Source organism: Kitasatospora sp. NPDC053308 (assembly GCF_055585785.1).
Map to the genome: position 1 here is coordinate 289,420 of NZ_JBVJJY010000005.1, position 25,772 is coordinate 315,191.

The 25,772-nt window shown below is 73.0% G+C and carries 18 protein-coding genes; 7 read left to right on the forward strand and 11 right to left on the reverse strand.

What is annotated here, in order from left to right; translation table 11 throughout:
• The 7 genes from ACZ6Y7_RS14665 to ACZ6Y7_RS14695 form a co-directional block, all read right to left on the reverse strand.
• Positions 1 to 1,053 carry a PadR family transcriptional regulator gene (locus tag ACZ6Y7_RS14665; protein WP_465758258.1) on the reverse strand — a complete coding sequence of 351 codons (1,053 nt, stop codon included), beginning with the start codon at positions 1,051 to 1,053 and terminating at the stop codon, positions 1 to 3.
• A 1-nt stretch (position 1,054) separates the two neighbouring features.
• Entirely contained in the window at positions 1,055 to 1,957 is a 903-nt protein-coding gene (locus ACZ6Y7_RS14670; protein WP_465758259.1) for a DUF4097 family beta strand repeat-containing protein, read from the reverse strand.
• Positions 1,958 to 2,202: 245 nt separating this feature from the next.
• On the reverse strand, positions 2,203 to 2,382 hold the full coding sequence (locus ACZ6Y7_RS14675; protein ID WP_465758260.1) for a DUF6104 family protein: 180 nt from the start codon (positions 2,380 to 2,382) through the stop codon (positions 2,203 to 2,205).
• A 46-nt stretch (positions 2,383 to 2,428) separates the two neighbouring features.
• Positions 2,429 to 4,411: a protein kinase domain-containing protein gene (locus ACZ6Y7_RS14680; RefSeq protein ID WP_465758261.1), complete on the reverse strand. Its 1,983-nt coding sequence runs from the start codon at positions 4,409 to 4,411 to the stop codon at positions 2,429 to 2,431.
• Between the two features lie 324 nt (positions 4,412 to 4,735).
• Positions 4,736 to 8,476, reverse strand: coding sequence for a multifunctional oxoglutarate decarboxylase/oxoglutarate dehydrogenase thiamine pyrophosphate-binding subunit/dihydrolipoyllysine-residue succinyltransferase subunit (locus ACZ6Y7_RS14685; RefSeq protein ID WP_465758262.1), 3,741 nt, complete (start codon positions 8,474 to 8,476; stop codon positions 4,736 to 4,738).
• A gap of 233 nt (positions 8,477 to 8,709) precedes the next feature.
• Entirely contained in the window at positions 8,710 to 9,897 is a 1,188-nt protein-coding gene (locus ACZ6Y7_RS14690; protein ID WP_465758263.1) for a sensor histidine kinase, read from the reverse strand.
• 80 nt (positions 9,898 to 9,977) lie between these two features.
• On the reverse strand, positions 9,978 to 10,715 hold the full coding sequence (locus ACZ6Y7_RS14695) for a response regulator transcription factor (RefSeq protein ID WP_189915695.1): 738 nt from the start codon (positions 10,713 to 10,715) through the stop codon (positions 9,978 to 9,980).
• A gap of 561 nt (positions 10,716 to 11,276) precedes the next feature.
• Between ACZ6Y7_RS14695 and ACZ6Y7_RS14700 the strand changes: the two genes are divergently transcribed.
• The 4 genes from ACZ6Y7_RS14700 (at position 11,277) to ACZ6Y7_RS14715 (ending at position 16,464) form a co-directional block, all read left to right on the forward strand.
• Positions 11,277 to 12,044 (forward strand): rhomboid-like protein, encoded by a 768-nt coding sequence (locus ACZ6Y7_RS14700; protein WP_465758264.1) that lies wholly within the window; start codon positions 11,277 to 11,279, stop codon positions 12,042 to 12,044.
• Positions 12,045 to 12,212: 168 nt separating this feature from the next.
• A complete protein-coding gene (lon, locus tag ACZ6Y7_RS14705; RefSeq protein WP_465758265.1) occupies positions 12,213 to 14,609 on the forward strand; it encodes an endopeptidase La in 2,397 nt (798 codons plus the stop codon).
• A gap of 56 nt (positions 14,610 to 14,665) precedes the next feature.
• Positions 14,666 to 15,232 (forward strand): GtrA family protein, encoded by a 567-nt coding sequence (locus ACZ6Y7_RS14710; protein ID WP_465758266.1) that lies wholly within the window; start codon positions 14,666 to 14,668, stop codon positions 15,230 to 15,232.
• A gap of 17 nt (positions 15,233 to 15,249) precedes the next feature.
• On the forward strand, positions 15,250 to 16,464 hold the full coding sequence (locus ACZ6Y7_RS14715) for an ROK family protein (RefSeq protein WP_465758267.1): 1,215 nt from the start codon (positions 15,250 to 15,252) through the stop codon (positions 16,462 to 16,464).
• 75 nt (positions 16,465 to 16,539) lie between these two features.
• Here ACZ6Y7_RS14715 and ACZ6Y7_RS14720 read toward each other — a convergent pair whose 3' ends face one another.
• Positions 16,540 to 17,580 (reverse strand): ABC transporter permease, encoded by a 1,041-nt coding sequence (locus ACZ6Y7_RS14720; protein WP_465758268.1) that lies wholly within the window; start codon positions 17,578 to 17,580, stop codon positions 16,540 to 16,542.
• A gap of 136 nt (positions 17,581 to 17,716) precedes the next feature.
• Between ACZ6Y7_RS14720 and ACZ6Y7_RS14725 the strand changes: the two genes are divergently transcribed.
• Together ACZ6Y7_RS14725 and ACZ6Y7_RS14730 are read left to right on the forward strand one after the other, a co-directional pair.
• On the forward strand, positions 17,717 to 18,175 hold the full coding sequence (locus tag ACZ6Y7_RS14725) for a MarR family winged helix-turn-helix transcriptional regulator (RefSeq protein WP_465758269.1): 459 nt from the start codon (positions 17,717 to 17,719) through the stop codon (positions 18,173 to 18,175).
• A 190-nt stretch (positions 18,176 to 18,365) separates the two neighbouring features.
• The gene (locus tag ACZ6Y7_RS14730; RefSeq protein ID WP_465758392.1) at positions 18,366 to 19,862 is read left to right on the forward strand and encodes an MDR family MFS transporter; all 1,497 of its coding nucleotides are present in this window, start codon (positions 18,366 to 18,368) and stop codon (positions 19,860 to 19,862) included.
• Positions 19,863 to 19,948: 86 nt separating this feature from the next.
• Here the strand turns inward: ACZ6Y7_RS14730 and ACZ6Y7_RS14735 are convergent, their stop codons facing one another.
• Positions 19,949 to 20,197 (reverse strand): hypothetical protein, encoded by a 249-nt coding sequence (locus tag ACZ6Y7_RS14735; protein WP_465758270.1) that lies wholly within the window; start codon positions 20,195 to 20,197, stop codon positions 19,949 to 19,951.
• 26 nt (positions 20,198 to 20,223) lie between these two features.
• Entirely contained in the window at positions 20,224 to 21,396 is a 1,173-nt protein-coding gene (locus ACZ6Y7_RS14740) for an inorganic phosphate transporter (RefSeq protein ID WP_465758271.1), read from the reverse strand.
• A gap of 332 nt (positions 21,397 to 21,728) precedes the next feature.
• On the opposite strand from ACZ6Y7_RS14740, the gene ACZ6Y7_RS14745 reads away from it, so the two are divergent.
• Positions 21,729 to 23,291 carry an NlpC/P60 family protein gene (locus tag ACZ6Y7_RS14745; RefSeq protein ID WP_465758272.1) on the forward strand — a complete coding sequence of 521 codons (1,563 nt, stop codon included), beginning with the start codon at positions 21,729 to 21,731 and terminating at the stop codon, positions 23,289 to 23,291.
• Between the two features lie 148 nt (positions 23,292 to 23,439).
• Here the strand turns inward: ACZ6Y7_RS14745 and ACZ6Y7_RS14750 are convergent, their stop codons facing one another.
• On the reverse strand, positions 23,440 to 25,719 hold the full coding sequence (locus ACZ6Y7_RS14750) for an FdhF/YdeP family oxidoreductase (RefSeq protein ID WP_465758273.1): 2,280 nt from the start codon (positions 25,717 to 25,719) through the stop codon (positions 23,440 to 23,442).
• Positions 25,720 to 25,772: the final 53 nt, after the last annotated feature.

The following is a 25,772-nucleotide window of genomic DNA, read 5'->3' on the forward strand; positions in this document are numbered from 1 at the left end:
TCAGCCGAGCAGCCGCTTCAGCCGCTCGCCCGCGGCGCCCAGCACCGAGCGGGCGTCGGCCAGCTTGTCCGCGCTCACCCCGCCGTCCCGGGCCGCGTCGCGGACCTGGTCGCGGAAGCGGTCGAGCAGCCGCTCCAGCTCACGGGCCGGGTCCCCGGCCGGGTCGGTGCGCGCCCACGGCGGCAGGTCGGCCGGGGCGGTGCTCCCGCCCCGCTCCCGGTCGTCCTCGTCCAGGTCGATCCGCGACACGGTGATCCGCTCGTCCGACCCGGTCGGCCCTTCCGCCGGCTGGCCCCAGCGGGCCGCGTCGGCCAGCCCGGACAGGCCCTTGGTCAGCTCGGCCAGGCCCTCGGCCAGCCCGGTCGGCCAGTCGCCCTTCGCGGCGTGCTCGCGCACCTGCTGCTCGACCCGGCGCTTGATCCGCAGCGCCTCCTGCTGCGCGGCGGTGCGGGAGGCCTTGGCCTGCTCACGCAGCCGGCGGGCCTCCTCCTCGGCGGCCTTCGCCTTGGCCTTGGCGGCCTTCTCCTGCTCCCGGGCGCGCTTGGCCTGTTCCTTGGCCTGCCGCTTGAACTGGGCGAACTCCTCCTTGGCGCGCTGCCAGGAGTCGTTGTCGCCCCAGGCGCCCGCCCACGGGTCGCCGCCGTCCTCGGTGGCGCGGTCCGGCCGGGGGGCCTGCTTGGCGGCCTTCCACAGCTCCTCGCGCAGGTCCTTGGCGCTGTCCCGGACGTCCTCGCGGATCGCCCCGGCCAGCTGTGCCACGGAGTCCCGGATCTCCAGCTCCAGCTCGTCCAACTCGCCGCGTCGCGCTTCGAGTTCGGCGCGACCGGCGTCGGTCAGCCGGTAGACCTTGCGGCCGCCCTCGGTGCTGTGGGTGACCAGGCCCTCCTGCTCCAGCTTGGCCAGCCGCGGGTAGACCGTCCCGGCCGAGGGCGCGTACAGGCCCTGGAAGCGCTCCTCCAGCAGGCGGATCACCTCGTAGCCGTGCCGCGGGGCTTCGTCCAGCAGCTTCAGCAGGTAGAGCCGGAGCCGGCCGTGGCCGAACACGGGGGTCATCTCAGGCCTCCTTGGTGAAGTCGGGCTTGCCGGGGGCGGCCGGGAGCTCCTTGGCCGGGCCGTCGTCCTCGGGCTCGGGGCGGCTCAGCACGGTGACCGCGCCGGAGACGGTGGTGACGTTGAGGCTGCCGCGGCCCTCGCCGAGCTGGCCGGAGAGCTTCTTGGCGCCCCACGTGCTGCTCAGCTTGAGCTGCTCGAAGCTGCTGGAGATGTCGCCGCTGGTGGACCCGGCCTCGACCTTGGCGTCGGCGCGGGAGGGGATCCGGACCACGACCGGACCGCTGACCGTGGTGACCTTGACGTCGGCCGCGCCCTCGACGTCGAGGTCCAGGGTGACGGCGCCGGTCACGGCGTTCGCCTGGACCCGCTCGGCGGTGCCGGCGACCACGGTGAGCTGCCCCGAGACGCTGTTGACGCGGAGCCGGCCGCCGATGGACTGGGCGTCCACGTCGCCCGTGACGGTGTTGGCGTCGGTCCGGCCGGTCAGGCCGACCAGGGTGGTGTCGCCGTTGGCGCTCTGCACCGAGACGTTCCCGGCGATGCCGGAGACGGTGGCGTCGGCGGAGACGGTGCCGACCTTGACCTCGGCGTCGGCCGGGACGGTCAGGGTGATGCCGGCCACCCGCTTGCGCTTGAGCGAGCCGAAGAAGCTCTTGACCGAGCCGACCGACTTGAGCCAGTCGCCGAACTCGCCCCAGCTGTTGATGTCCTTGTAGGTGACCGTCAGCACGCCGTCCACCAGGGTCACGTGCAGCGGGTCGCCCTGCAGCTCGGTGACCTCCAGGCGGGCCGGGCCCTCGGCGGCGACCACGTTCACGGTGCCGTCGATGATCCGTACGTGCAGGGCGCGGACCGGCTCCTCCACCGTGGTCCTGCCGGGTTCCTCGATCGTCCACTGGCTCATCTCTGCCGCCTCCCGTCGCGGATCGCGATGTATCGCGTTCTCTTCCAAAGACGATATATCGCGTGCCGGGAAAAGCAAGGGTGCCCGACCCCGATCCCGACCCCGATCCGTCCCGGAGCCCCTCCCCTACGGGACGCGGGGCGCCGGAGCCGAAGGGGCTCCCCGGAGGCGAAGGAGCCCCGGGAAAAGAGCGAGGGGCCCGGAAGGCGGATGGCCTTCCGGGCCCCTCGGGGGCCGTCACCGGGTCACTCGTCGTCCTCGTCGTCGAGCCGGGCCAGCCAGGTGGCCAGCCGCTCGACCGGGATCTCGAAGTCCGGGTTGAGGTCGACGAACTCGCGCAGCTTCTCGGCCAGCCACTCGAAGGTGACCTCCTCGTCGCCGCGCCGGTTCTCCAGCTCCTCGATGCCTCGGTCGGTGAAGTACACGGTTCGCTCCGGTCCGATGGGGATTGACCTGGTCAGGATAGTGCGGTCAGCTGGCCCGCCAGGTGCTCACGGTGACCTTGGCGGCCCCGGTGGTCGAGTCGGTCTGGTCGATCACCGCGATGGCGATGTTGCGGGTTACCCGGTCGCGGATGCAGAGCAGCCGGCCGGGGGCGACCCGGTTGTACGACAGGTCGGTGTCCGGCCGGGAGTCGATCGCGGCGGCGCACTGCTCGGCGGTGACGGTCGCCTCGGTGATCACCGCGAAGTCCGACTTGTCGTCCCCGTAGCTGTCGAAGGAGTTGGCCTTGCCGCCGGTGGTGCTCGTCACCCCCAGGCCCCACTTGAGGTTGCCGTAGTGCGGCACCACGGTGCCCGTGTCCAGGTCGATCCGGTAGGTGTCGCTGGCGTACTCGGCGCCCGGGATCGCCAGCGACTTCTTGTCCAGGATCGGGGAGTAGCCGGTCGGCCGGGCGGGGGCCGAGACGGTGCTCTGGCCGGACTTGGAGGGTGCGGCCGTCACCGAGTCGCCCGACCGGGTGGGGCTCGCGGAGGGGGACGTCCTCTCCGGGGACGGGCTCTGAGGCGCGGTGACCGGTGCGGCGTTGGTGGCGGAGCCGGAGCTCTTGGCCTTGCCGTCGTCCATCTTCTTCATCAGCACCACGCCGCCCGCGGTGCCGCCGATCGCCATCACCAGGGCGACGGTGAGCAGCACCTTCCAGGACACCCCGCCCTTGCGCTTGGGCTCCGGCTCGGGCGCCGGGCCGGCGGTCACCACCGGGCCGGGCGGCGGAGTGTCGAAGGACGGCGGCTCCGACTGGAGCCGGACGGTGGGCGGCGAGGGCAGGACCGGGGCGGTCGGCGACTCGGTGGGCGGCTGCGGGGCGCCGTACGCGCCGAGCGGCGGCGGGGCGAACCCCGGCGGGGGCGTCACCGGCTGCTGCTGCGGGTACCCGGCGGGCGCCGGGTGGACCGGGGCCGTCACCGGGTGGCTCGGCGCGGCGGCCGGCGGCGGGGGAGTGGCCGGGGCGGGGGGCATCGCGGGCACCGGCCGCGGCGGGGTGGCGGGCGCGGCGGGCAGCGGGGTGGGCGGAGTCTTGGGCAGGTCGGAGCGGCGGGTGATCTCGGTGTTGACCTCGCGCGGCAGCCAGTCCTCGCCGAACCGCAGCTGGCCGCCGACCTCCGGGTGGTTGCGGGCGACCTGGATGATCTCGGCCGGCGTGGGGCGGTCCTCGGGGCTCTTCGCCAGGCAGCGCTGGATCAGCTCGCGCAGGTCGGCGGGGACGGCCGACAGGTCGGCCTCCTCGTGCACCACCCGGTAGAGCACCGCGGTGTCCGGGCCGTCGCCGAACGGCGCGGTGCCGCCGGCCACGTACGCGGCCAGGGCGCCGAGCGCGAAGACGTCGGTGGCCGGGGTGACCGGCCGGCCCTGGGCCTGCTCGGGGGACATGAAGGCGGGGGAGCCGATCCGGTAGCCGGTGCCCGTGAGCGCGGTGGCGTCGGCGGCCCGGGCGATGCCGAAGTCGATCACCCGCGGGCCGTCCCCGGCGACCAGCACGTTGGCGGGCTTGAGGTCGCGGTGGACCACCTCGACGCTGTGGATCGCCTGCAGGGCCTCGGCGATGCCGCCCATCAGCAGCAGCACGGTGCGCACCGGCAGCGCGCCGTTCTCGCGCACCACCTGCTGCAGGGACGGGCCCGGGACGTAGGCGGTGACGAGCCAGGGGGCGTCGGTGTCCAGCCCGCCGGAGTCGATCACCTGGGCGGTGTAGAGCCCGTGGATTCGCTGGGCGCTGCTGACCTCCTGGGCGAAGCGCCGGCGGAACTCGCCGTCCTCGGCGAACTCCGGGCGCACCACCTTGAGCGCGACCGGGCGCCCGCCCGGGGTGTAGGAGAGGTAGACCCGGCCCATGCCGCCGGCGCCGAGCCGGGCGAACAGGCGGTAGCCGCCGACCTCCTTGGGGTCGTCCGGAAGGAGCGGCTGGAAGACCGGCGGGAGCTTTCCGGCGTCCCGAGGCGTGTCGGCGGTCATGTGGTGGTCCCCCTGGGAGAGCGGTGAGGCGGTACGGCCGGGTCGGCGGGCGCGTGGACGGGTGCCGCGTCCGACCGGCTCGGCATAACCTATCGACCCGTCAGTTGGTCGTGCACCGTGGCTCCGGTTTGGTTGCAGACCTGGGACCTTGACATGGCTCGGCGGTGAAACGGTTCTCCCCGGCGGAACGGGGCGGCCCGGCGGAACGGGGCGGCCCGGCGGAACGAGTCGCCCGGAGGAACGAGGCGGCCCCCGCCCTCCCGGAGGGGAGGACGGGGGCCGGTGAGCCCTCGGGGCGACGGGGGCCGGTGAGCCCCCGCGGCGTCAGAGCGCGTAGACCTCTTCGATCAGCGCCTGCTGCTCGGCGGCGTGCCGCTTGGCCGAGCCGACCGCCGGCGACGAGGCCGCCGTACGGGCCACGCGGCGCAGACGGGCGTCGCCGCCGGTGCGGCCGATGACGACCTGCAGGTGGTCGACCAGGTTCATCGCGATGAACGGCCAGGCACCCTGGTTGGCCGGCTCCTCCTGCGCCCAGACGAACTGGACGTCGTCGCCGTAGCGGGCCAGCTCCTCCTGGAGCTCGGCCACCGGCAGCGGGTAGAGCCGCTCGACCCGGACGATCGCGGTGTCGGTGACACCGCGCTCGGCGCGGGCGGCCTCCAGGTCGTAGTAGAACTTGCCGGCGGTGATGACCACCTTGCGGACCTGCGCCGGGTCGACGGTGGTGTCGCCGATGACCGGGCGGAACGAGCCGGACAGGAACTCCTCGGTCGCACTCGCCGCGGCCTTCAGGCGCAGCATCGACTTCGGGGTGAAGACGACCAGCGGCTTGTGGTGCGGGTTGTGCGCCTGCCAGCGCAGCAGGTGGAAGTAGTTCGACGGCAGGGTCGGCATCGCGACCGTCATGTTGTTCTGCGCGCACAGCTGGAGGAAGCGCTCCGGGCGGGCGGACGAGTGGTCCGGGCCCTGGCCCTCGTAGCCGTGCGGCAGCAGCAGGGTGACGCCGGAGTGCTGGCCCCACTTCTGCTCGGCGGAGGCGATGTACTCGTCCACCATGGTCTGCGCGCCGTTGACGAAGTCGCCGAACTGCGCCTCCCACATGACCAGCGCGTTCGGGCGGGTCAGCGAGTAGCCGTACTCGAAGCCCATGGCCGCGTACTCCGACAGCAGGCTGTCGTAGACGGTGTAGCGGGCCTGGTCCTCGGTGAGGTACTGCAGCGGGGTGTAGTCCTCGCCGGTCTTGCGGTCGATCAGGACGGCGTGCCGCTGGCCGAAGGTGCCGCGGCGGCTGTCCTGGCCGGCCAGGCGGACCGGGTGGCCCTCCATCAGCAGCGAGCCGATGGCGAGGGTCTCGCCCATCGCCCAGTCGATGGTGTTGTCCTCGACCGAGGCGGCCCGGCGCTGCAGCTGCGGCAGCAGGCGCGGGTGGACGGTCAGCCACTCCGGCAGGTTGACCTGGGAGGCGGCGATCCGCTTGACCATCTCCTGGGAGATGCCGGTCTGGATGGAGACCGGGAAGTCGGCGACCGGCTTGCCGGCGGTCGCGTCGGCCGGCGCCTGGGCCGCGTCGCGGACCTCGGCGAAGACCTTCTCCAGCTGGCCCTGGAAGTCCTGGAGCGCCTGCTCCGCCTCTTCCATGGTGATGTCGCCGCGACCGATCAGGCCCTCGGTGTACAGCTTGCGCACCGAGCGCTTCTTGTCGATCAGGTCGTACATCAGCGGCTGGGTGAACGACGGGTTGTCGGCCTCGTTGTGACCGCGGCGGCGGTAGCAGATGAGGTCGATCACCACGTCCTTGTGGAACTCCTGGCGGAACTCGAAGGCGAGCCGCGCGACGCGGACCACGGCCTCCGGGTCGTCGCCGTTCACGTGGAAGATCGGGGCCTCGATCATGCGGGCCACGTCGGTGCAGTACATCGAGGAGCGCGAGGACGCCGGGGCGGCGGTGAAGCCGACCTGGTTGTTCACCACGACGTGCACGGTGCCGCCGGTGCGGTAGCCGCGCAGCTGCGACATGTTCAGGGTCTCCGCGACGACGCCCTGGCCGGCGAAGGCCGCGTCGCCGTGGATCTGGATCGGCAGCACCGGGAAGGTGGTGCCGCCCTGGTCCAGGATGTCCTGCTTGGCGCGGGCGATGCCCTCGACGACCGGGTCCACGGCCTCCAGGTGGGAGGGGTTCGCGGCGAGCGAGACCTTGATGGTCTCGCCGTCCAGGCCGGTGAAGGTGCCCTCGGCGCCCAGGTGGTACTTGACGTCGCCGGAGCCGTGCATCGACTTCGGGTCGAGGTTGCCCTCGAACTCGCCGAAGATCTTGCCGTACGGCTTGCCGACGATGTTGGCCAGCACGTTCAGGCGGCCGCGGTGGGCCATGCCGATGACGGCCTCGTCGAGGCGGTGCTCGGCGGCGGCGTCGATGGTGGCGTCCAGCAGCGGGATGAGCGACTCGCCGCCCTCCAGCGAGAACCGCTTCTGCCCGACGTACTTGGTCTGCAGGAAGGTCTCGAAGGCCTCGGCCGAGTTCAGGCGGCGGAGGATCCGCAGCTGCTCCTCGCGCTCCGGCTTGGTGTACGGCTTCTCCAGGCGCTCCTGCAGCCACTTGCGCTGCTTCGGGTCCTGGATGTGCATGTACTCGATGCCGACGGTGCGGCAGTAGGTGTTGCGCAGCAGGCCGAGGATGTCGCGGAGCTTCATCATCTTCTGGCCGCCGAAGCCGCCGACCGCGAACTCGCGCTCCAGGTCCCACAGGGTGAGGCCGTGCTGGACGACGTCCAGGTCGGGGTGCTTGCGCTGCTTGTACTCCAGCGGGTCGGTGTCGGCCATCAGGTGGCCGCGCACGCGGTACGCGTGGATGAGCTCCATGACGCGGGCGGTCTTGTTGACCTCGTCGTCGTGGGTGGTGGCGACGTCGGTGGCCCAGCGGACCGGCTCGTACGGGATCCGCAGCGACTCGAAGATCTCGTCGTAGAAGCCGTTCTCGCCGAGCAGCAGGCGGTGGATCTCGCGCAGGAACTCGCCGGACGCCGCGCCCTGGATGACGCGGTGGTCGTAGGTCGAGGTCAGCGTCATGATCTTGGAGACGCCCAGGCGGGCCAGGGTCTCCGGGGCGGAGCCCTGGAACTCGGCCGGGTACTCCATGGCGCCGACGCCGACGATGGTGCCCTGGTTCTGCATCAGGCGCGGCACGGAGTGCACGGTGCCGATGCCGCCGGGGTTGGTCAGCGAGACCGTGACGCCGGTGAAGTCGTCCATGGTCAGCTTGTTGGCGCGAGCCCGGCGGACGATGTCCTCGTAGGCCTGCCAGAAGCCGAAGAAGTCGAGGGTCTCGGCCTTCTTGATGGCCGCGACGACGAGCTGGCGGTCGCCGTTCGGCTTGACCAGGTCGATGGCCAGGCCGAGGTTGACGTGCTCCGGCTTGACCAGGAAGGCCTTGCCGTCCTCCACCTTGTAGCTGTGGTTCATGCCCGGGGCGGCCTTGATGGCCTGGACCAGGGCGTAACCGATCAGGTGGGTGAAGGAGACCTTGCCGCCGCGGGCGCGCTGCAGGTGGTTGTTGATGACGATGCGGTTGTCGATCAACAGCTTCGCCGGAACGGCGCGGACCGAGGTCGCGGTCGGCACCTCCAGCGAGGCGTCCATGTTGCTGGCGACGGCCTTCGCCGGGCCGCGCAGCTGGACCAGCTCGGGGCCGGTCGGAGCGGCGGGCGCGGCCGGTGCCGGGGCGGCGGCCTTCGGGGCCGGGGGCGCGGCGGGCGCGGCGGCGAGCGGAGCCGGTGCGGCCGGGGCGGCAGCCGGGGCCGGAGCGGCGGGGGCTGCCGCGGCCGGAGCGGCGGCGGGCGCGGGGGCAGCGGCAGGGGTCGGCGTGGGGCCGGCCTGGGTCGCGGCCTGGGTCACTGGGGTCACCTCGGTACCGGGCTTGTAGTCGGCGAAAAAGTCCCACCAGGCTCGGTCGACCGAGTTCGGGTCCTGGAGGTACTGCTGGTAGATCTCGTCGACGAGCCACTCATTGGGGCCGAAGCCAGTGGAACTTGCCGAGCTGTTGGGGGTTTCAGGGGACTGTGGCGACACGGCGGCAACCGCCCTCTTCCGCTTCCTTTTGGGATGTTTGGACAGCGGGGATTAAGGCTACGCCCCTGACCAGTGATCGCGCAGTCCCCGGGGGCCAGGCGTCGTCCAGATCACAGTCCTGACCTGCACTTTGGCCGAAAAAGTACGTTAGAAAGCCGTATCTGAGGGGAACCGACCGGCTCTGAGCGCGGCCCATATGCGGACCAAAGCGGACAAACCCCTACGGAAATCTTCTAATGATCTTCGTATGCGTCTGTGTCGGATCTGTGACAAATGTCCCGGCCGTCGCCCGGGCGCTGCCCCGGCAGCCGCACCTCGATCCGGCAGCCGCGCGGCGACTCCGCCACCGCGATCCGCCCGCCGTGCAGGTCCACCGCCCAGCGGGCGATGGCCAGGCCGAGGCCGGTGCCGCCGTCCGAGCCCGGACCGGAGGCCGTCGCGGTGCCGCTGCGGCTGAACCGCTCGAAGACCCGGGTGCGGTCGGCGAGCGGGATGCCGGGGCCCTCGTCCTGGACCTCCAGCAGCAGCCCGCCGTCCTCGCCGTCGGGCCGCGCGCGCACCGTCACGGTGCCGCCGGGCGGGGAGTGCTTGCAGGCGTTGTCGACCAGGTTGGCGACCACCTGGTGGAGTCGTTCCGGGTCCGCCACGCCGGTCAGGCCGGCCGGGCTGACCTCCAGGGCGAGCCGGACGTCGCCGCGCCGGGAGAAGGCCCCGCCGGCCGTCGCGCCGTCCACGGTGACCCCGCGCAGCACGCCGTCCAGGAACTCGCGGACCTCGAAGGGCCGGGCGTCCAGGTCGACCACGCCGTCGTCGATCTTGGAGAGGTCGAGCAGGTGGGTGACCAGGCGGCCGAGCCGTTCGGTCTGCTCCAGGGCCGCCCCCAGCGTCGCCGGGTTGGGCTGGACGACGCCGTCGACCACGTTCTCCAGGACGGCGCGCAGTGCGGCGATCGGCGTGCGCAGCTCGTGCGAGACGTTGGCGACCAGCTCGCGGCGGTGCTGGTCGGCGGCCTCCAGGTCGGCGGCCATCGCGTTGAAGGCGGCCGCCAGCTCGCCGATCTCGTCGCGCGAGCTCACCTCGACCCGGCGGCTGTAGTCGCCGGAGGCCATCGCCCTGGCGGCCTCCGTCATCTCGCGCAGGGGGGCGGTCAGCCCGTGCGCGAGGAACTGCATGAACAGCAGCGAGGCGATCATGGAGAAGACCATGATGATCCGGATCTGGGTCTCGGACCGGATCGCCACGACCACCATCCCGGTGGCCAGGAACACGGAGACGATCACGAGCAGGGCGAGTTTGCCCTTGATCGAGCGGACCGGGTCGAGCGGCCGGATGTCGGTCCAGACCCGGTGGGCGGCACGGGCGACGAGGGTCTGCGGCCGTGCGCGGTCGGAGTCCGCGTTGCGTTGCTGTGGAAAGGTCATCGGTCCCTGTGGTCCCCGCGTGGTGGACGGCGTCGTTCGGGACGAGGGCCCCCCGGTGGCCCGTCGCCCGAGGTCCGCCGTCAGGAGAGCGGGGCCTCCAGTGCGTACCCGACACCGTGCACGGTGCGGATCCAGCTGGCGCCGATCTTCCGGCGCAGCGCCTTGACGTGGCTGTCCACGGTGCGGGTGCCGGAGGCGTCGGTCCAGTCCCAGACCTCGGCCAGCAACTGCTCGCGGGTGAGCACCGCGCGCGGCTGGGCGGCCAGGCAGGCGAGCAGGTCGAACTCGGTCGGCGTCAGGTGGACGTCACCCGAGGCCAGCCGGACCCGGCGCTGCACGTGGTCGATCTCCAGTTCGCCGAAGCGCAGGCTGCCGAGCGCGGGCGTCCGGGCGGCCTGCTGGGCGCGCTCGACGCGGCGCAGCAGCACGTTGACCCGGGCGGCCAGTTCGCGCATGGAGAACGGCTTGGTCATGTAGTCGTCCGCACCGACGCCGAGGCCGACCAGCAGGTCCGTCTCGTCGTCGCGGGCGGTCAGCATCAGCACCGGCACCGGGCGCTGGGCCTGGATCCGGCGGCACACCTCCAGGCCGTCGAAGCCGGGCAGCATGATGTCGAGGACGACGAGGTCCGGCTGCCAGGTGTGGAAGCCGTCGACCGCGCCGGGGCCGTCGTGGGCCACGGCGACCTTGAAGCCCTCCGCGCCCAGTCGGGCCGCGATCGACTCGGCGATCGTGGGCTCGTCCTCCACCACCAGCACTCTGCGCTGGCTGCTCACCGCTCCGCCGGCGTTGTGGTTGTCCTGCTGAATTTCTGTCACGGTCACGCCACCGCCCCCAGGGCTGCGGGCCGGCCACCTGTGGGGATGGCGGGGCTCCGCTCGTAGTCTTGTTCCGTCGTGGACTGTGCCGGGTCCGCCGTCCCGTCGCGCGATCGGGAGGCGAGGACGGACTGGTCGGCCGCCCACTTCTCCCGCGCACTTCGCAGCGTACGGACAGCGGATGCTTTCCGGCAGGTGGACCGGACGTTTCCGGCCCGTGGGCCGACTGTTCGAGCCGCCCGCGGGCCCACTGCGCGAGTGGGCACGGACCGGTACCTTACCCGGCGAATTTTCACCGCGTAACGGTACGTATGCAGTCGAGTTGACGCCAAGTCGCCGGTCAGAGGCCCTACTGACAGGTCAATGGGAAGTAGGTCTGGACCAATATCGGGAATCCTGCGATCCGGTACGTCGACGGTCTTCACGGGCTTTTCCCAGCTGCCTCCCAGAACCTCGACGTACCGTGGGCACGACAACACCCGTTCGGGCGGAACCCGTGGTGCGCGCCGGTGCGTCGGGCCCCGGCGGGAGCCGGTGGCTGCGGCGTGGAGCGGAGGCGGCATGGCGGGACTGCGGCGGGACGCCGACGGGCGCGCGCCCGCGGGAGTGCCGTACGGAATGCTCCGCCACGGGTTGCGTTCCGGTGTCGCGCAATGGGTGCTGGACCGGGTGCCGACGCCCCGGCGCAATCCCTTCACGCTCGGATACCTCGCCGTCGTGGGCGTCACCACGACCTTCGCGAAATTCGCGGACCCGGAACTCGTGCGGCGCTTGCAGGAAGCTTCCAGCTCCGACGGCCACAACCTGCTGCAGCACCCCCTGCGGGCCCTGGTCCTGAGTGGTCTCTGGGTGGCCGGCGAGGTGTGGATGCCCTACCTGTGGGGATTCGCCCTCACCCTCGCGCCGCTGGAGCGCAGGGTCGGGCCCGCCCGGGCCGCCGCCGTCTTCGCGATCGGCCACGTCGCGGCCACCCTGCTCTCCCAGGGCGTGGTGATCGCGGCCGTCGGGACGGGGCGGATGGCCCCCGAGGTGCTGGACCGCCTGGACATCGGGGTCAGCTACGGCGTGCTCGCCTGCCTGGGCGCGGTGGCCGGACTGCTCTCCTGGCCCGGGCGGCTGCTCGCGCTGGGCGGCGCCGGGGCGATGATCGCCGGGCAGATCGCCTCCGACGAGGACGTGGTCACCGCGGTGGGGCACCCCGCGGCGGTGCTCGCCGGGGTCGCGCTGTGGCGGTGGCTGCGCCGGGTCGAGCGGCGCCCGGCCCGGCCGCGTCCGGTCGCCGCGGCGGCCGGCGGCGCCGTGCCGGCGCGCGTGCGGACCGCGCGCTGAGGACTTTCCGGGGGCTGTGCGGTGTTCCCCCGGCGCCCTTTTGACGGCGGCCCCCGAGGCGTTCCCCGGCCGGATCCTGTTCGCTCACGGCGAACCACGTCGCGGGAACATCCGGTGCCCGTCAAGCCTTAGTCAGGTCGACTCAACTTCACTGACTGGGGAGAGATCATGGCATCGACGTCCACACCGCTCACCCTGCCCGTGCTGCCGCTCGACGACGAGGTCGTCCTGCCGGGCATGGTCGTGCCGCTGGACCTCAAGGACACCGAGGTGCGCGCCGCGGTCGAGGCCGCCCGTGCCGCGGCCGCCGTCGGTGGCAAGCCGCAGGTCCTGCTGGTCCCGCGGGTGGACGGCTCGTACGCGGCGGTCGGCACGCTGGCCACCGTGGAGCAGGTCGGCCGGCTGGCCGACGGGGAGCCCGCCGCGCTGGTGCGCGCCGTGCGCCGGGTCCGCATCGGGGTCGGCACCACCGGCCCCGGCGCCGCCCTCTGGGTGGAGACCACACCGTTCACGGAGTCCTCGGTCGGCCTGCCGGTGGCCGGCCGGGCCGCCGAGCTCGTCAAGGAGTACAAGGCGCTGTCCACCCAGTGGCTGCGCAAGCGCGGCGCCTGGCAGATCGTGGACCGGGTCGCCCAGATCGAGGGCGTCGGCGAGCTCGCCGACAACATCGGCTACGCGCCCTTCGCCACCGCCGAGCAGAAGCTCAAGGTGCTGCTGGAGGCCGACCAGGTGGCCCGGCTGGAGTACGCGCTGACGCTGCTGCGCGACCACCTCGCCGAGGAGGAGGTCAACGACACCATCCGCAAGGACGTCGAGGAGGGCGTGGCCAAGCAGCAGAAGGAGTTCCTGCTCCGCCGCCAGCTGGAGGCCGTCCGCAAGGAGCTGGCCGAGCTGAACGGAGACCCGGCCGACGAGGAGGGCGACTACCGCGCCCGGGTCGAGGCCGCGGACCTTCCGGAGAAGGTCCGCGCGGCCGCCCTCAAGGAGGTCGACAAGCTGGAGCGGGCCTCCGACCAGTCGCCCGAGGGCTCCTGGATCCGCACCTGGCTGGACACCGTCCTGGAGCTGCCCTGGAACGATCGCACCGAGGACGCGTACGACATCGCCGGCGCCCGCGCGGTGCTGGACGCCGACCACGCCGGCCTGGCCGACGTGAAGGAGCGCATCGTCGAGTACCTGGCCGTCCGCAAGCGCCGGGCCGACCAGGGTCTCGGCCTGGTGGGCGGCCGTCGCGGGGGAGCGGTGCTCGCCCTCGTCGGCCCGCCCGGCGTCGGCAAGACCTCGCTCGGCGAGTCGGTGGCCCGCGCCATGGGCCGCAGGTTCGTCCGGGTCGCGCTCGGCGGCGTCCGGGACGAGGCCGAGATCCGCGGCCACCGGCGGACCTACGTCGGCGCGCTGCCGGGCCGCCTGGTCCGGGCGATCAAGGAGGCCGGCTCGATGAACCCGGTCGTCCTGCTCGACGAGATCGACAAGGTCGGCTCCGACTACCGGGGCGACCCGGCCGCCGCCCTGCTGGAGGTGCTGGACCCGGCGCAGAACCACACCTTCCGGGACCACTACCTGGAGGTCGAGCTCGACCTCTCCGACGTCGTCTTCCTCGCCACCGCCAACGTGCTGGAGGCCATCCCCGAGCCGCTGCTCGACCGGATGGAGCTGGTCCGGCTGGACGGCTACACCGAGGACGAGAAGGTCGTCATCGCCCGCGACCACCTGCTCCCTCGCCAGCTGGAGAAGGCCGGCCTCGGCGGCGAGCAGGTCAGCGTGGACGAGACCGCGTTGCGCCGGCTCGCCGGGGAGTACACCCGCGAGGCGGGCGTGCGGAACCTGGAGCGCTCGATCGCCCGGGTGCTGCGCAAGATTGCCGCCCAGGCCGAGCTGGGCGAGCGCGAGCTGCCCGCCGCGGTCGGCGCGGAGGACCTGCGCGCCCTGATCGGCCGGCCGCACCACGTGCCGGAGGCCGCCCAGGAGCCGGGCGAGCGCCGCACCGCCGTCCCCGGCGTCGCCACCGGACTCGCGGTGACCGGCGCCGGCGGCGACGTCCTCTACATCGAGGCCTCGCTGGCCGACGCCGAGACCGGCGGCACCGGGCTGACCCTCACCGGGCAGCTGGGCGACGTGATGAAGGAGTCCGCGCACATCGCGCTCTCCTACCTGCGCTCGCGCGGCGCCGAGCTGGAACTGCCGGTCACCTCGCTGCGCGACCGCGGCGTGCACCTGCACGTCCCGGCCGGAGCCGTCCCCAAGGACGGGCCGAGCGCCGGCATCACCATGACCACGGCGCTGGCCTCGCTGCTCTCCGGCCGCAAGGTGCGCACCGACGTGGCGATGACCGGCGAGGTGTCGCTGACCGGGCGGGTGCTGCCGATCGGCGGGGTGAAGCAGAAGCTGCTCGCCGCCGACCGGGCCGGGATCACCACGGTGATCATCCCCAAGCGCAACGAGGCCGACCTGGACGACGTCCCGGCCGAGGTGCTGGAGCGGCTCACCGTCCACCCGGTGGCGGACGTCCGGGAGGTGCTGGAGCTGGCGCTGGAGCCAGCCGAGGTGCTGGTCGCCGCCGCCTGAGCGGCGGGCCGGTGAGCTGAGGGGCCGACGGCACCTGCGCGTGCGAGACTGCGGAGGTGCCGTCCCCCACGCAGCGCGCCCTGGCCCGGGTGCCGGCCCGGCTGCGTCCCTTCCTGGTGCGCCACCGCCGGCTGGTGAAGTTCCTGCTGGTCGGGGGCACCTGCTTCGTGCTCACCGTGGTGGTCAACCTCCAGCTCAAGTCGACCGTGCTGCAGCACAAGCCGGTGGTCGCGCTGACCATCGCGACCGTGATCGCCACCGCGGTCTCCTACGTGCTGAACCGCAGCTGGGCCTTCCGGGCCGGCGGCCGCCGGCGCGAGGCCCTGCTGTTCTTCCTGGTCAGCGCGGTGGCGATCGGCGTCAACGACCTGCCGCTGGTGATCTCCCGCTACCTCCTGGACCTGCGCGAGCCGTACGTGGGCTCCTTCGCCCAGGAGGTCGCCGACTTCGTCAGCGGCATGGTCGTCGGCACCTTCGTGGCGATGCTGTTCCGCTTCTGGGCGATGCAGCGGTGGGTCTTCACCCGGCTCGCCGAGCGCCCCGCCGCCGGGCCCGCGCCGGTCCGGACGGCGGCGCCGGAACCCGGCTACGCCGCCGCCGACGTCCCGCCGGACGCGCCGTGACGGGCGAGGTGAGCCGGATGCGCGAGCCGGACGCCCGGCGGACCGGGCCGGCCAGCCAGCAGGGCATGCGCCGGGCCAATCTGGCCCTGGTCCTCGGGGTGATCGCGAGCGGCCCGCGCTCTCGTGCCGAGGTCGCCGCCGAGACCGGGCTGACCAGGGCCGCGGTCTCCTCGCTCACCGAACAGCTGATCGCCGGCGGCCTGGTGGTCGAGGTCGGCCCCGCCACCCCCAGCGGGAAGGTCGGCCGCCCCGGAACCGCGCTCGGACTCGATCCGCTCGGGCCCGGCGGCCTCGGCGCCGAGATCGGCGTCCGGCACCTCGGTGCCTGCGTGGTCGACCTGCGCGGTGAGGTCCGCGCCGTCCGCCGCCAGGAGATCTCCAACCACGGCCGGGCCCCCGCCGCCGTCATGGCCGACCTCGCCGCCCTGGTGCGCTCCGCCGTCACCGAGGCCGGGGTCCGCCCCGCCGGGCTCGCCCTGGCAGTCCCCGGACTGGTCGGCGACGCCGGCGCGGTGCTGCAGCGGGCCGCCAACCTCGGCTGGCAGGACGTCCCGCTGGCCGCCGAACTGCGCGCCGCGCTGCGCCCGGCCGCGGACGGCCTGGCCGAACTGCCGATCGAGGCCGACAACGAGGCCAACCTCGGCGGCCTCGCCGAGCGCTGGCTGGGCGAGCGGCCCGAGGACTTCCTGTACGTCTCCGCCGAGGCCGGCGTCGGCTCGGCGATCGTGGTCGGCGGCCGGCTGCTGCGCGGCGCGCGCGGCTACGCGGGCGAGTTCGGCCACGTGCCGGTCCGCCCCGACGGGCCCCGCTGCGCCTGCGGCGCGCGCGGCTGCCTGGAGCAGTACGCGGGCGAGGCGGCGGTCCTGCGGGCGGCCGGACTGACCGGCCACCGGGGCGACTGGGTGGCCCTGCTCGCCGAACGCGCGGCCGCGGGCGAGCAGCGGGCCCGCGCGGCGCTGGCCGGGGCCGGGTCCGCGCTCGGCATCGCGGCCGCCGGGGCGGTCAACCTGCTGGACCCGGCCGAGGTGGTGCTGGGCGGCGGCTACGCCCGGCTGGCGCCCTGGCTGCTGCCCGCCATGCGCGCCGAACTGGCCGCCCGGGTGACCGTCCGGCCGTGGTCGGAGGACCGGCTGGCCGTCTCCCGGCTGGGCCGACGCGGCCCGCTGCTGGGCGCGGCGGTGGGTGTCGTCCGCGCCGTCGTCGCCGACCCGGGGCTGCTCGCGGTCGGCTGATCCGCCCGCAGCGGGCCCGAACCCCCCGGGCCACCGGCCCGGGGGGTTCGGGCCCGTCCCTCGGAGCCCGTCGGATCAGACCTCGACGGTGGCGGGCTCGCGCTCCTCGGTTCGGGAGCCGCGCAGGACGGCCAGGAAAGCCGCGCCGATGCCGACCAGCGCCCAGACCACCAGGACCAGGATCGGCATCGCCAGGTTGGTCGAGCCGAAGTAGGCGATCGACTTGGTCGCGGAGGTGCCGGCGCCGTTCGGGATGACCGAGCCGATGGCCCGCCAGAACGGCGGCATCATCGGTGCCGGGTAGACGCCGCCCGCGCTGGGGTTGCCCAGGACGACGAAGACCAGCACCGCGAGGCCGATGCCGATGATCCCGAACAGGCACTGCAGCGCCATGGTGAAGGCGCCGACCGAGAAGACCACCAGGGCGCCGAGGGCGGTCAGGGAGAGGATCGAGCCCGGCAGCGCGTCCAGCACCGGCCCGGCGATGATCGTGCCGCCGAGGCCGGCCGCGACGGAGTAGAGGGCCAGCACGCCCAGGCGGATCAGCAGGCGGTGGGCGTTGGCCGGCTTGGAGCCGGCGCTGATGCCGAGGATCGAGGCGACCAGGTAGCCGCCGACGCACCAGCCGATCACCAGGTAGAAGGAGGACAGGCCGTTGGTGTCGCCCTTGGCGAGCGGCACGACGTCCTCGACCCGGATCGTCCGGCCCTGGGAGCTGTCGATCGCGCTGGTGATGCTCTCGGCGGCCTTGGCGGCGGACGGGCCGCGGGCACCGCCGACCAGCAGGGTGTCCTCGGTGCCGGACGGGTTCACGACCCAGGCGGCGTAGATCTTCTGGTCCTTGATCTGCGCGGTCGCCGTCTCGGCGTCCGGCGCGGTGACGGCCTTGACGGCGTCGTTCGGGACCGCCTCCAGCGCTCCGACCAGCTTGGGGGCGACCTGCGGCGGGGCGACGACGGCGATGGAGAGGTTCTGCGGGGCGGGCTTGTGCAGCGCGCCGATGTAGGACGTGATGAAGCCGAGTTGGAGCAGCAGCACTCCGATCACGAGCAGTGCCGCGCGCGGGGTGACCGCGCTCTTCAGTTCTGTGACGAAACCCTGCCCCGGGGCTGACATCCACATCTCCTTGCGTATCGGGGAAAAACGGATCTTCCAGAACCAATACTTCATACCATGAAGTAGTTGGTTCGTCGTACCCCCGCGCCGGGCCCGGGCCGGGTCCGGGCCGGGACCGCTGCGCGATACTGACGCGGTGAGCGACGAGGAAGCCCTGGTGGCGGTGGAGCGCGAGGTCGCGCTGATGTTCCGGCGGGGCCGGGCCAGAGTGGCGGAACTCTCACGCCGGGTGCACCCCGGGCTGGAGGGCATGGCGTACAGCATGCTCGGCTACATCGAGCAGGCCGGGCAGGTCCGGGTGACTGACGTGGGCGTGCACTTCGCGGTGGGCAAGGCGACGGTGAGCCGGCAGATCCGGGCGCTGGAGGAGCTCGGGCTGGTGGCCCGGGAGGTGGACCCGCTGGACCGGCGGGCCGCGCTGGTGTCGCTGACCGAGGACGGGCGGCGGCGCTACCTGGTCGCCCGGGACGTCCGGATGCGGCGGGTGCGCGAGGTGATGGACGACTGGTCGCAGGACGACAAGGTCCGGTTCGCGGAGCTGCTGCGCCGCTTCAACGACGTCCTGGGGGATCCGCCGCCGGAGCCGTCCGACTGATCCGGGCGAGGGCGGCGCGGCTTTACCCTCCCTTGAAGAAAGTTGCCTAATTCAACCATCTCGTCTTATGGTTGCTTAAGGCAACGAACTTTCATGATGCGCGTATCCCGCACGCCCGCGCCGAAGGACCCAGATGACCGTGACCACCGAGGCCGCGAGCGGCACCGCCGCCGCCGCCGACACCCGACAGATGACGCACCGGCAGGTGATGGAGGCCCTCTCCGGCCTGCTGCTCGGCCTCTTCGTGGCCGTGCTCTCCTCGACCGTCGTCTCCAACGCCCTGCCGCACATCCTGGCCGACCTGCACGGCGGCCAGTCCGCCTACACCTGGGTGATCACCGCGGCCCTGCTCACCCTGACCGCCTCCACCCCGATCTGGGGCAAGCTCTCCGACCTCGCCAGCAAGAAGCTGCTGCTGCAGATCGCCCTGCTGATCTACATCGCGACCTCCGCGCTGGCCGGCCTCTCGCAGAACACCGGCGAGCTGATCGCCTGCCGCGCGCTGCAGGGCGTCGGCGCCGGCGGTGTCGTCGCGCTGGGCCAGATCTGCCTGGCCGCGATGGTCCCGCCGCGCGAGCGCGGCCGGTACAGCGGCTACTTCGGCGCGGTCTTCGCGCTCGCCACCATCGGCGGCCCGCTGATCGGCGGCGTCATCGTGGACACCTCCTGGCTGGGCTGGCGCTGGTGCTTCTACGTCGGCATCCCGTTCGCGCTGGCCGCGATCGTGGTGGTGCAGCGGACCCTCAAGCTGCCGGTGGTCAAGCGCAAGGCGAAGATCGACTACCTGGGCGCGCTGGTCATCACCGCCGCGGTCAGCCTGCTGATGATCTGGATCACGCTGGCCGGCAAGGACTACGCCTGGCTGTCCTGGCAGACCGCGGCCATGGTCGGCGGCGGCCTGCTGCTGGGCGCGCTGGCCGTCGTGGTCGAGCGCCGCGCCGCCGAGCCGATCATCCCGCCGGACCTCTTCCGGTACCGCACCGTCACCCTGTCCGCCCTGGCCAGCGTGCTGGTCGGCGTCGGGATGTACGGCGCGACCACCTTCCTCAGCCAGTACTTCCAGCTGGCCCGGGCCAAGTCCCCGACCATGGCCGGCCTGATGACCCTGCCGATGATCCTCGGCCTGGCGGTCTCCTCCGCGGTGGCCGGCCGTCTGATCACCAAGTACGGCAAGTGGAAGGCCTACCTGGTGGCCGGCACCGCGCTGCTCGCGGTCGGCTTCGGCCTGCTGGGCACCGCCCGGGCCGACACGGACTACGTGCTGCTCTCCGCCTACATGGCGATCACCGGCATCGGCCTCGGCCTGACCAGCCAGAACCTGGTGCTCGCGGTGCAGAACACGGTGCCCCGGCACGAGCTCGGCGCGGCCAGCTCGGTGGTCACCTTCTTCCGCACCATGGGCGGCGCGATGGGCGTCTCCGCGCTCGGCGCGCTGATGACGAACAAGGTCGGCCACTACCTGGCCGAGAACCTGGCCGCCGCGCACGTCCCGGCCGGGCCCGCGGCGGCCGGCGGCGGCATCCCCGACCTGCACAAGCTGCCGGCCCCGATCGTCCCGCTGGTCACCGACGCCTTCGGCCACGGGGTGGGCACCGTCTTCCTGTGGGCCGCGCCGTTCGCCGCCCTGGCCTTCGTCACCGTGCTGTTCATCCGGGAGACCGCGCTGAGGACCACCCAGGAGAACTGACCGGGACGGCCTGCGGGGGCCGGGACGCGCGAACGGGCCGGGGAGTGTGGAGACACTCCCCGGCCCGTTCCGGTGTCGTACGACGGTCAGTGACCGGCGATCAGCATCAGTCCGTAGCCGACGGCCGCGGCGCAGACCGCGAAGCAGGCGTACGCGCCGACCAGGGCCAGCCGGCCGCCCGGGGCCGGGGCGGCGCCGGCCTCGCGGGCGGTGCTCAGCGCGGCCTCGCGGCGGGACAGCGCCAGGATGCCGAGCGCGAACACCGCGACCACGGCGACGGTGATGCCGAAGCTGAAGCCGGCGGTCTGCGCCAGGGCGTTCCACTTGATGTGCATGGTGAGTGCTCCTCAGCCGGCGGCGCTCAGGCCGCGACCGTGGTCGAGGCGGGGGTGGGGACGGCCGCGGTGACGACGGGCGCCACCTCGACCGGGGTGACGTCGTTGACGTTGTCCGCGCCCACCGGCTGGCGGCGGGAGATCAGCCACATCGCGCCCGAGCCGGCCACCAGCACGGCGCCGACCAGGACGACGCCCCAGGTGCCCTGCTCGGCCAGCAGGGCCGCGCCGCCGGACACCAGCGCGGCGGCCGGCAGGGTCAGGCCCCAGGTGTAGACCATGCGGCGCACCAGGCTCCAGCGCAGCTCGCCCTTCGGGCCGCCGAGGCCGGCGCCCATGATGCCGCCCGAGCAGACCTGGGTGGTGGAGAGGCCGAAGCCCATGTGCGAGGAGGTCAGGATGACGGTCGCGGCGGCCGACTCGGAGGCGAAGCCCTGGGGCGGACGGATGTCGGCCAGGCCCTTGCCCATCGAGCGGATGATCCGCCAGCCGCCCATGTAGGTGCCCAGCGCGATCGCGGCACCCGCGGAGACGATCACCCAGGTGGGGGGCAGCGCGCCGTGCGGCAGGGCGCCGACCGAGACCAGGGTCAGGGTGATGATGCCCATGGTCTTCTGGGCGTCGTTGGTGCCGTGCGCCAGCGAGATCAGCGAGGAGGAGAAGACCTGGCCGGTCTTGAAGCCCTTCTCGGTGACGGCGGCGTCGCCCCTGCGGGTGATCGCGTAGGCCAGCTTGGTGGCGCCCCAGGAGGCGAGGCCGGCGACGAACGGCGAGGCGACCGCCGGAATGATGATCTTGGTGACCACGGTGTCGAAGTTGACGCCGTTCATGCCGACGCCGACGATCGTGGCGCCGATCAGGCCGCCGTACAGCGCGTGCGAGGAGCTGGACGGCAGTCCGCGCAGCCAGGTCAGCAGGTTCCAGAGGATCGCTCCGGCCAGTGCGGCGAAGATGATCTCGGGATGGACCCCGGCCTTCTCGTTGACGATGCCGCCGGAGATGGTGGTGGCGACCTTCACGGACAGGAACGCGCCCGCGAAGTTGAGCACGGCCGCGATGGTGACCGCGACCTTCGGACGAAGGGCCCCGGTCGCGATCGCGGTGGCGGCCGCGTTGGCGGTGTCGTGGAACCCGTTGGTGAAGTCGAAGGCGAGCGCCGTGATGATCACAACGGCTACCAGGAACGAGATGTGTTCCATACCCAAACAATCGTCGTAGTTGTCGCACGGACGTTGATGACGTCGCGACCGTAGGTCGGCTTGGTAAACGGAAGGTGAACTGGGCCGGGAATCGTGGTTCCGATGGTTGACTCAGGGTAGCCGGAACCTTTCCTTCGGATGACCTTGGTCGGCCTGAGCTGGGCATTGGCGAAGAACGCCCCGGTTCGACCGGCTTTGCTGAGACCTGTCTCACACTCAAAGCGAGAATTAACCTCCCGGTCCGCATGCGCCCTGTTTCCGGCGAGTAACCCGTGGGAGGATCTGCGGGATCCGGGAGACCGGGACAGGGCGCGGGCGGGGAGGACCAATCCATGGGTGGGGCTGCACAGCGAACGGAGACGTCAGGCGGGCGCCCCTGGGTGCGGGCCGCCCTGCGCTGCGGAGCCGTCCTCGCGGCCGCCGCGCTCGCGCTGCCGGCCGCCGCCGGGGCCGCCTGGGCCGCGCCCGACCCGGGCGCCGGCACCGTCGTCGCCGGAGCGGACCCGCTGGCCGCCGCCAAGGCCACCCTCGGCCCGCTGCTCGACCGGCTGCACGCGCTCTACCAGAACGCCGAGGCCGCCACCGAGCAGTACAACGGCACCGTCGCCAAGGTCGCCGAGCAGCAGGCCGCGCTCACCGACCTGCAGGGCCAGGTCGAGCGCCAGCAGAAGCAGGTCGACGCCGGCACCGACATCGCCGCGCAGCTCGCGGCCGCGCAGTACCGCAACGGCGCCGCCTCCGCGTACGCCGAACTGCTGCTCTCCAAGGACCCGTACGAGGCGGTCACCGTCGCCGAGCTGCTCGCCGCGGCCAGCCGCTCCCAGTCGGAGTTCCTGGACCGGCTGAAGAGCGACCGGGACGCGCTCGACGGGCTGAAGAAGCAGGCCGAGGAGGCGTTGAAGGCCTCCCAGGCCCTGGTCGCCCAGCAGGACGCCGCCAAGAGCAAGGTGGCGGCCGACCTCGCCGCGGTCGAGCAGGTGGTCTCCTCGCTGACGGGCGCCCAGCGCGCCGAACTGGAGCAGCTGGAGAAGGCGAAGGCCGACGAGGCGCAGCTCGCGTTCCTCGCCTCCGGGGCGCTCGGCAAGGGGGAGCGCACCCCCTCGCTGCAGGGACGCGCGGCCGTGGCCTTCGCGCTGGCGCAGGTGGGCAAGCCCTACCTGTGGGGCGGCACCGGCCCGGACGCCTACGACTGCTCGGGCCTCACCTCGCAGGCCTGGCTGCACGCCGGCAAGCCGATCCCGCGCACCAGCCAGGAGCAGTGGGCGGAGCTGCCGCACGTGGCGCTGAACCAGCTGCGGCCCGGCGACCTGGTGATCTACTTCCAGGACGCCTCGCACGTCGGGATGTACATCGGCGGCGGGCTGATCGTCCAGGCGCCCCGGCCCGGGGCGTTCATCAAGGTCTCGCCGATCGGTTCGATGCCGATCCTCGGCGCCGTCCGCCCGGACCCGTCCGGCGCGGCGGACGACGCGGGCGGCACCTGGAAGGTGCCCGACCTGCCGTCCGGCTGGGACTCGGTGACGCCGATCGCGCCCAGCCCGACCAAGCCCGCGCCGACCCCGCCGCCGGCCGGCGGACCGGTCACGCCGCCGGTGAACCCCGGTCAGCCCACCGGCACCCCGACCACGCCCACCACCCCGACCACTCCCGACGGAACCGGGACCCCGACCGGGCCGGGGACGCCGACGGGCACCGGTACGCCGGCCCCGACGCAGACCCCGACCGGCACCCCGACCGTCCCGCTGCCGACCGGCACCCCGGGCACGCCCGCCCCGACCGGCACGGGCACCCCGGCCGGCACCCCGAGCGGGACCGGCTCGGCCTCCGCCTCGGCCACCACCACGACCCCGGGCAGCCCCACCGCGACCCGGCCGCTGGGCACGCCCACGCACTGACGCCGCCGCTCGCGCGCGGGGCAGCCCCACGTCCGAGGACGCGGGGCGGCCTCCGCGTTCGCGGGGGCGGCCCGTCCGGCTCCGGCCCGGGGGCGGGTCCGACCGTCCCCGCCGTTCCCGCCGGGCGCCGCGAACGGCCGGACGCGCCCTACGCCCCGCTGTCGGGCTCGAAGCGGATGACGACGGCCTTCGAGGTCGGGGTGTTGCTGATGTCGGCGGTGGAGTCGAGCGGGACGAGCACGTTGGTCTCCGGGTAGTACGCCGCCGCACCGCCGCGGGCCACGGGGTAGTGGACGACCCGGAAGTGCGGGGCGCGGCGCTCCACACCGTCCTTCCACTCGCCGACCAGATCGACGTACTCGCCGTCGGTGAGGCCCAGTTCGTCGGCGTCGGCCGGGTTCACCAGCACCACGCGGCGGCCGCCCTTGATGCCGCGGTAGCGGTCGTCCAGGCCGTAGATCGTGGTGTTGTACTGGTCGTGGGAGCGCAGGGTCTGCAGCAGCAGGCGGCCCGGCGGGACCTCGGGGGCGGTCAGCGGGTTGACGGTGAAGTTGGCCTTGCCGGTCGCGGTGGGGAAGGTGCGGGAGTCGCGGGGGCCGTGCGGCAGGGTGAAGCCACCCGGGCGGCGGACCTTCTCGTTGTAGTCGGCGAAGCCCGGGACGACCCGGGCGATCCGCTCGCGCAGGGTGTCGTAGTCCTCGGCGAAGGACTCCCACGGCACGGTGTCCCGGGGGCCGAGGACGGTCCGGGCGAGCCGGCAGACGATCGCGGTCTCGGAGAGCAGGCCGGGCGCGGGCGGGCGCAGGCCGCCGCGGGAGGCGTGCACCTGGCCCATCGAGTCCTCGACGCTGACGAACTGGGGGCCGGCCGCGGTGACGTCCCGGTCGGTGCGGCCCAGGGTGGGCAGGATCAGGGCGCGGGCGCCGGTGACCACGTGCGAGCGGTTGAGCTTGGTGGAGACGTGGACGGTCAGCCGGCAGCGGCGCATCGCGGCCTCGGTCACCTCGGTGTCGGGGGTGGCCGCGACGAAGTTCCCGCCCATCGCGAAGAAGACCTTGACCTTGCCGTCGCGCATCGCGCGGATGGTGTCCACCGAGTCGAGGCCGTGCTCGCGCGGCGGCTCGAAGCCGAACTCGTTCTCCAGCGCGTCGAGGAAGGCCTTGGCGGGGCGCTCGAAGATGCCCATCGTCCGGTCGCCCTGGACGTTGCTGTGCCCGCGCACCGGGCAGACACCGGCACCGGGACGGCCGACGTTGCCGCGCAGCAGCAGGAAGTTGACCACCTCGCGGATGGTGGGGACGGCGTGCTTGTGCTGGGTGAGGCCCATCGCCCAGCAGACGATGATCTTCTTCGAGGCCAGCACCATGCGGCCGAGCTCCTCGACCTGCTCCCACGGCAGGCCGGTCGCGGCGAGCACCTCGGCGCGGTCGGTGGTGAGCGCCTGGGCCTCGAACTCCTCGAAGCCGTGGCAGTGTTCGGCGACGAAGGCGCGGTCGACGCCGTCCTGCTCCAGGACGATCCGGTTGAGCGCGCGGAACAGCGCGAGGTCGCCGCCGAGACGGATCTGCAGGAAGAGGTCGGTGAGCTTGGTGCCGTGGCCGACCAGACCGCGGGCGTTCTGCGGGTTCTTGAACCGCTCCAGCCCGGCCTCCGGCAGCGGGTTGACGCTGACGATCGTGGCCCCGGCCCGCTTGGCGCGCTCCAGCGCGGAGAGCATCCGGGGGTGGTTGGTGCCCGGGTTCTGACCGGCCACGATGATCAGGTCGGCCTGGTACAGGTCCTTGAGGCTGACGCTGCCCTTGCCGACGCCGAGCGTCTCGGTGAGCGCCGAGCCCGAGGACTCGTGGCACATGTTGGAGCAGTCCGGCAGGTTGTTGGTGCCGAGCCGGCGGGCGAACAGCTGGTACGCGAAGGCGGCCTCGTTGCTGGTGCGGCCCGAGGTGTAGAAGGCGGCGGCGTCCGGGGTGTCCAGGGCGCGCAGCTCCTCGGCGATCAGCGCGAAGGCGTCGTCCCAGGAGACCGGCCGGTAGTGGGTGGCGCCCTCGTCGAGCAGCATCGGCTCGGTCAGCCGGCCCTGCTGGCCCAGCCAGTAGCCGGACCGCTCGGCCAGCTCGGCGACCGGGTGCGCGGCGAAGAACGCGGCGCGGATCCGGCGCTCGGTGGCCTCCTCGGCGACGGCCTTGGCGCCGTTCTCGCAGAACTCGGCGGTGTGCGTCTTGTCCGGCTCCGGCCACGCGCAGCCCGGGCAGTCGAAGCCGTCGGGCTGGTTGACCTTGAGCAGGGTGGCGAGGGTGCGGCGGGCGCCCATCTGCTCGGTGGCCATCCGCAGGCTGTGGCCGACGGCGGGCAGCCCGGCGGCCGCGTGCTGGGGCGCGGACACCTCGGGGGCGTCCTGCACCGGGTCGCTCTGCGGGGCCTGCTTGGCCATGACCGCTCTCCTCGGTTCTGCTCGACCCGGCCGTCCGTACCGCCGGGGCCGCC

Excerpts from the sequence above, each read along its gene's own strand:
- ACZ6Y7_RS14665 (WP_465758258.1), bottom strand. The coding sequence starts at position 1,053 with ATGACCCCCGTGTTCGGCCACGGCCGGCTCCGGCTCTACCTGCTGAAG.
- ACZ6Y7_RS14670 (WP_465758259.1), bottom strand. The coding sequence starts at position 1,957 with ATGAGCCAGTGGACGATCGAGGAACCCGGCAGGACCACGGTGGAGGAG.
- ACZ6Y7_RS14680 (WP_465758261.1), bottom strand. The coding sequence starts at position 4,411 with ATGACCGCCGACACGCCTCGGGACGCCGGAAAGCTCCCGCCGGTCTTC.
- ACZ6Y7_RS14690 (WP_465758263.1), bottom strand. The coding sequence starts at position 9,897 with ATGACCTTTCCACAGCAACGCAACGCGGACTCCGACCGCGCACGGCCG.
- ACZ6Y7_RS14700 (WP_465758264.1), top strand. The coding sequence starts at position 11,277 with ATGGCGGGACTGCGGCGGGACGCCGACGGGCGCGCGCCCGCGGGAGTG.
- lon (WP_465758265.1), top strand. The coding sequence starts at position 12,213 with ATGGCATCGACGTCCACACCGCTCACCCTGCCCGTGCTGCCGCTCGAC.
- ACZ6Y7_RS14715 (WP_465758267.1), top strand. The coding sequence starts at position 15,250 with ATGCGCGAGCCGGACGCCCGGCGGACCGGGCCGGCCAGCCAGCAGGGC.
- ACZ6Y7_RS14720 (WP_465758268.1), bottom strand. The coding sequence starts at position 17,580 with ATGTCAGCCCCGGGGCAGGGTTTCGTCACAGAACTGAAGAGCGCGGTC.
- ACZ6Y7_RS14730 (WP_465758392.1), top strand. The coding sequence starts at position 18,366 with ATGACGCACCGGCAGGTGATGGAGGCCCTCTCCGGCCTGCTGCTCGGC.
- ACZ6Y7_RS14735 (WP_465758270.1), bottom strand. The coding sequence starts at position 20,197 with ATGCACATCAAGTGGAACGCCCTGGCGCAGACCGCCGGCTTCAGCTTC.
- ACZ6Y7_RS14740 (WP_465758271.1), bottom strand. The coding sequence starts at position 21,396 with ATGGAACACATCTCGTTCCTGGTAGCCGTTGTGATCATCACGGCGCTC.
- ACZ6Y7_RS14745 (WP_465758272.1), top strand. The coding sequence starts at position 21,729 with ATGGGTGGGGCTGCACAGCGAACGGAGACGTCAGGCGGGCGCCCCTGG.
- ACZ6Y7_RS14750 (WP_465758273.1), bottom strand. The coding sequence starts at position 25,719 with ATGGCCAAGCAGGCCCCGCAGAGCGACCCGGTGCAGGACGCCCCCGAG.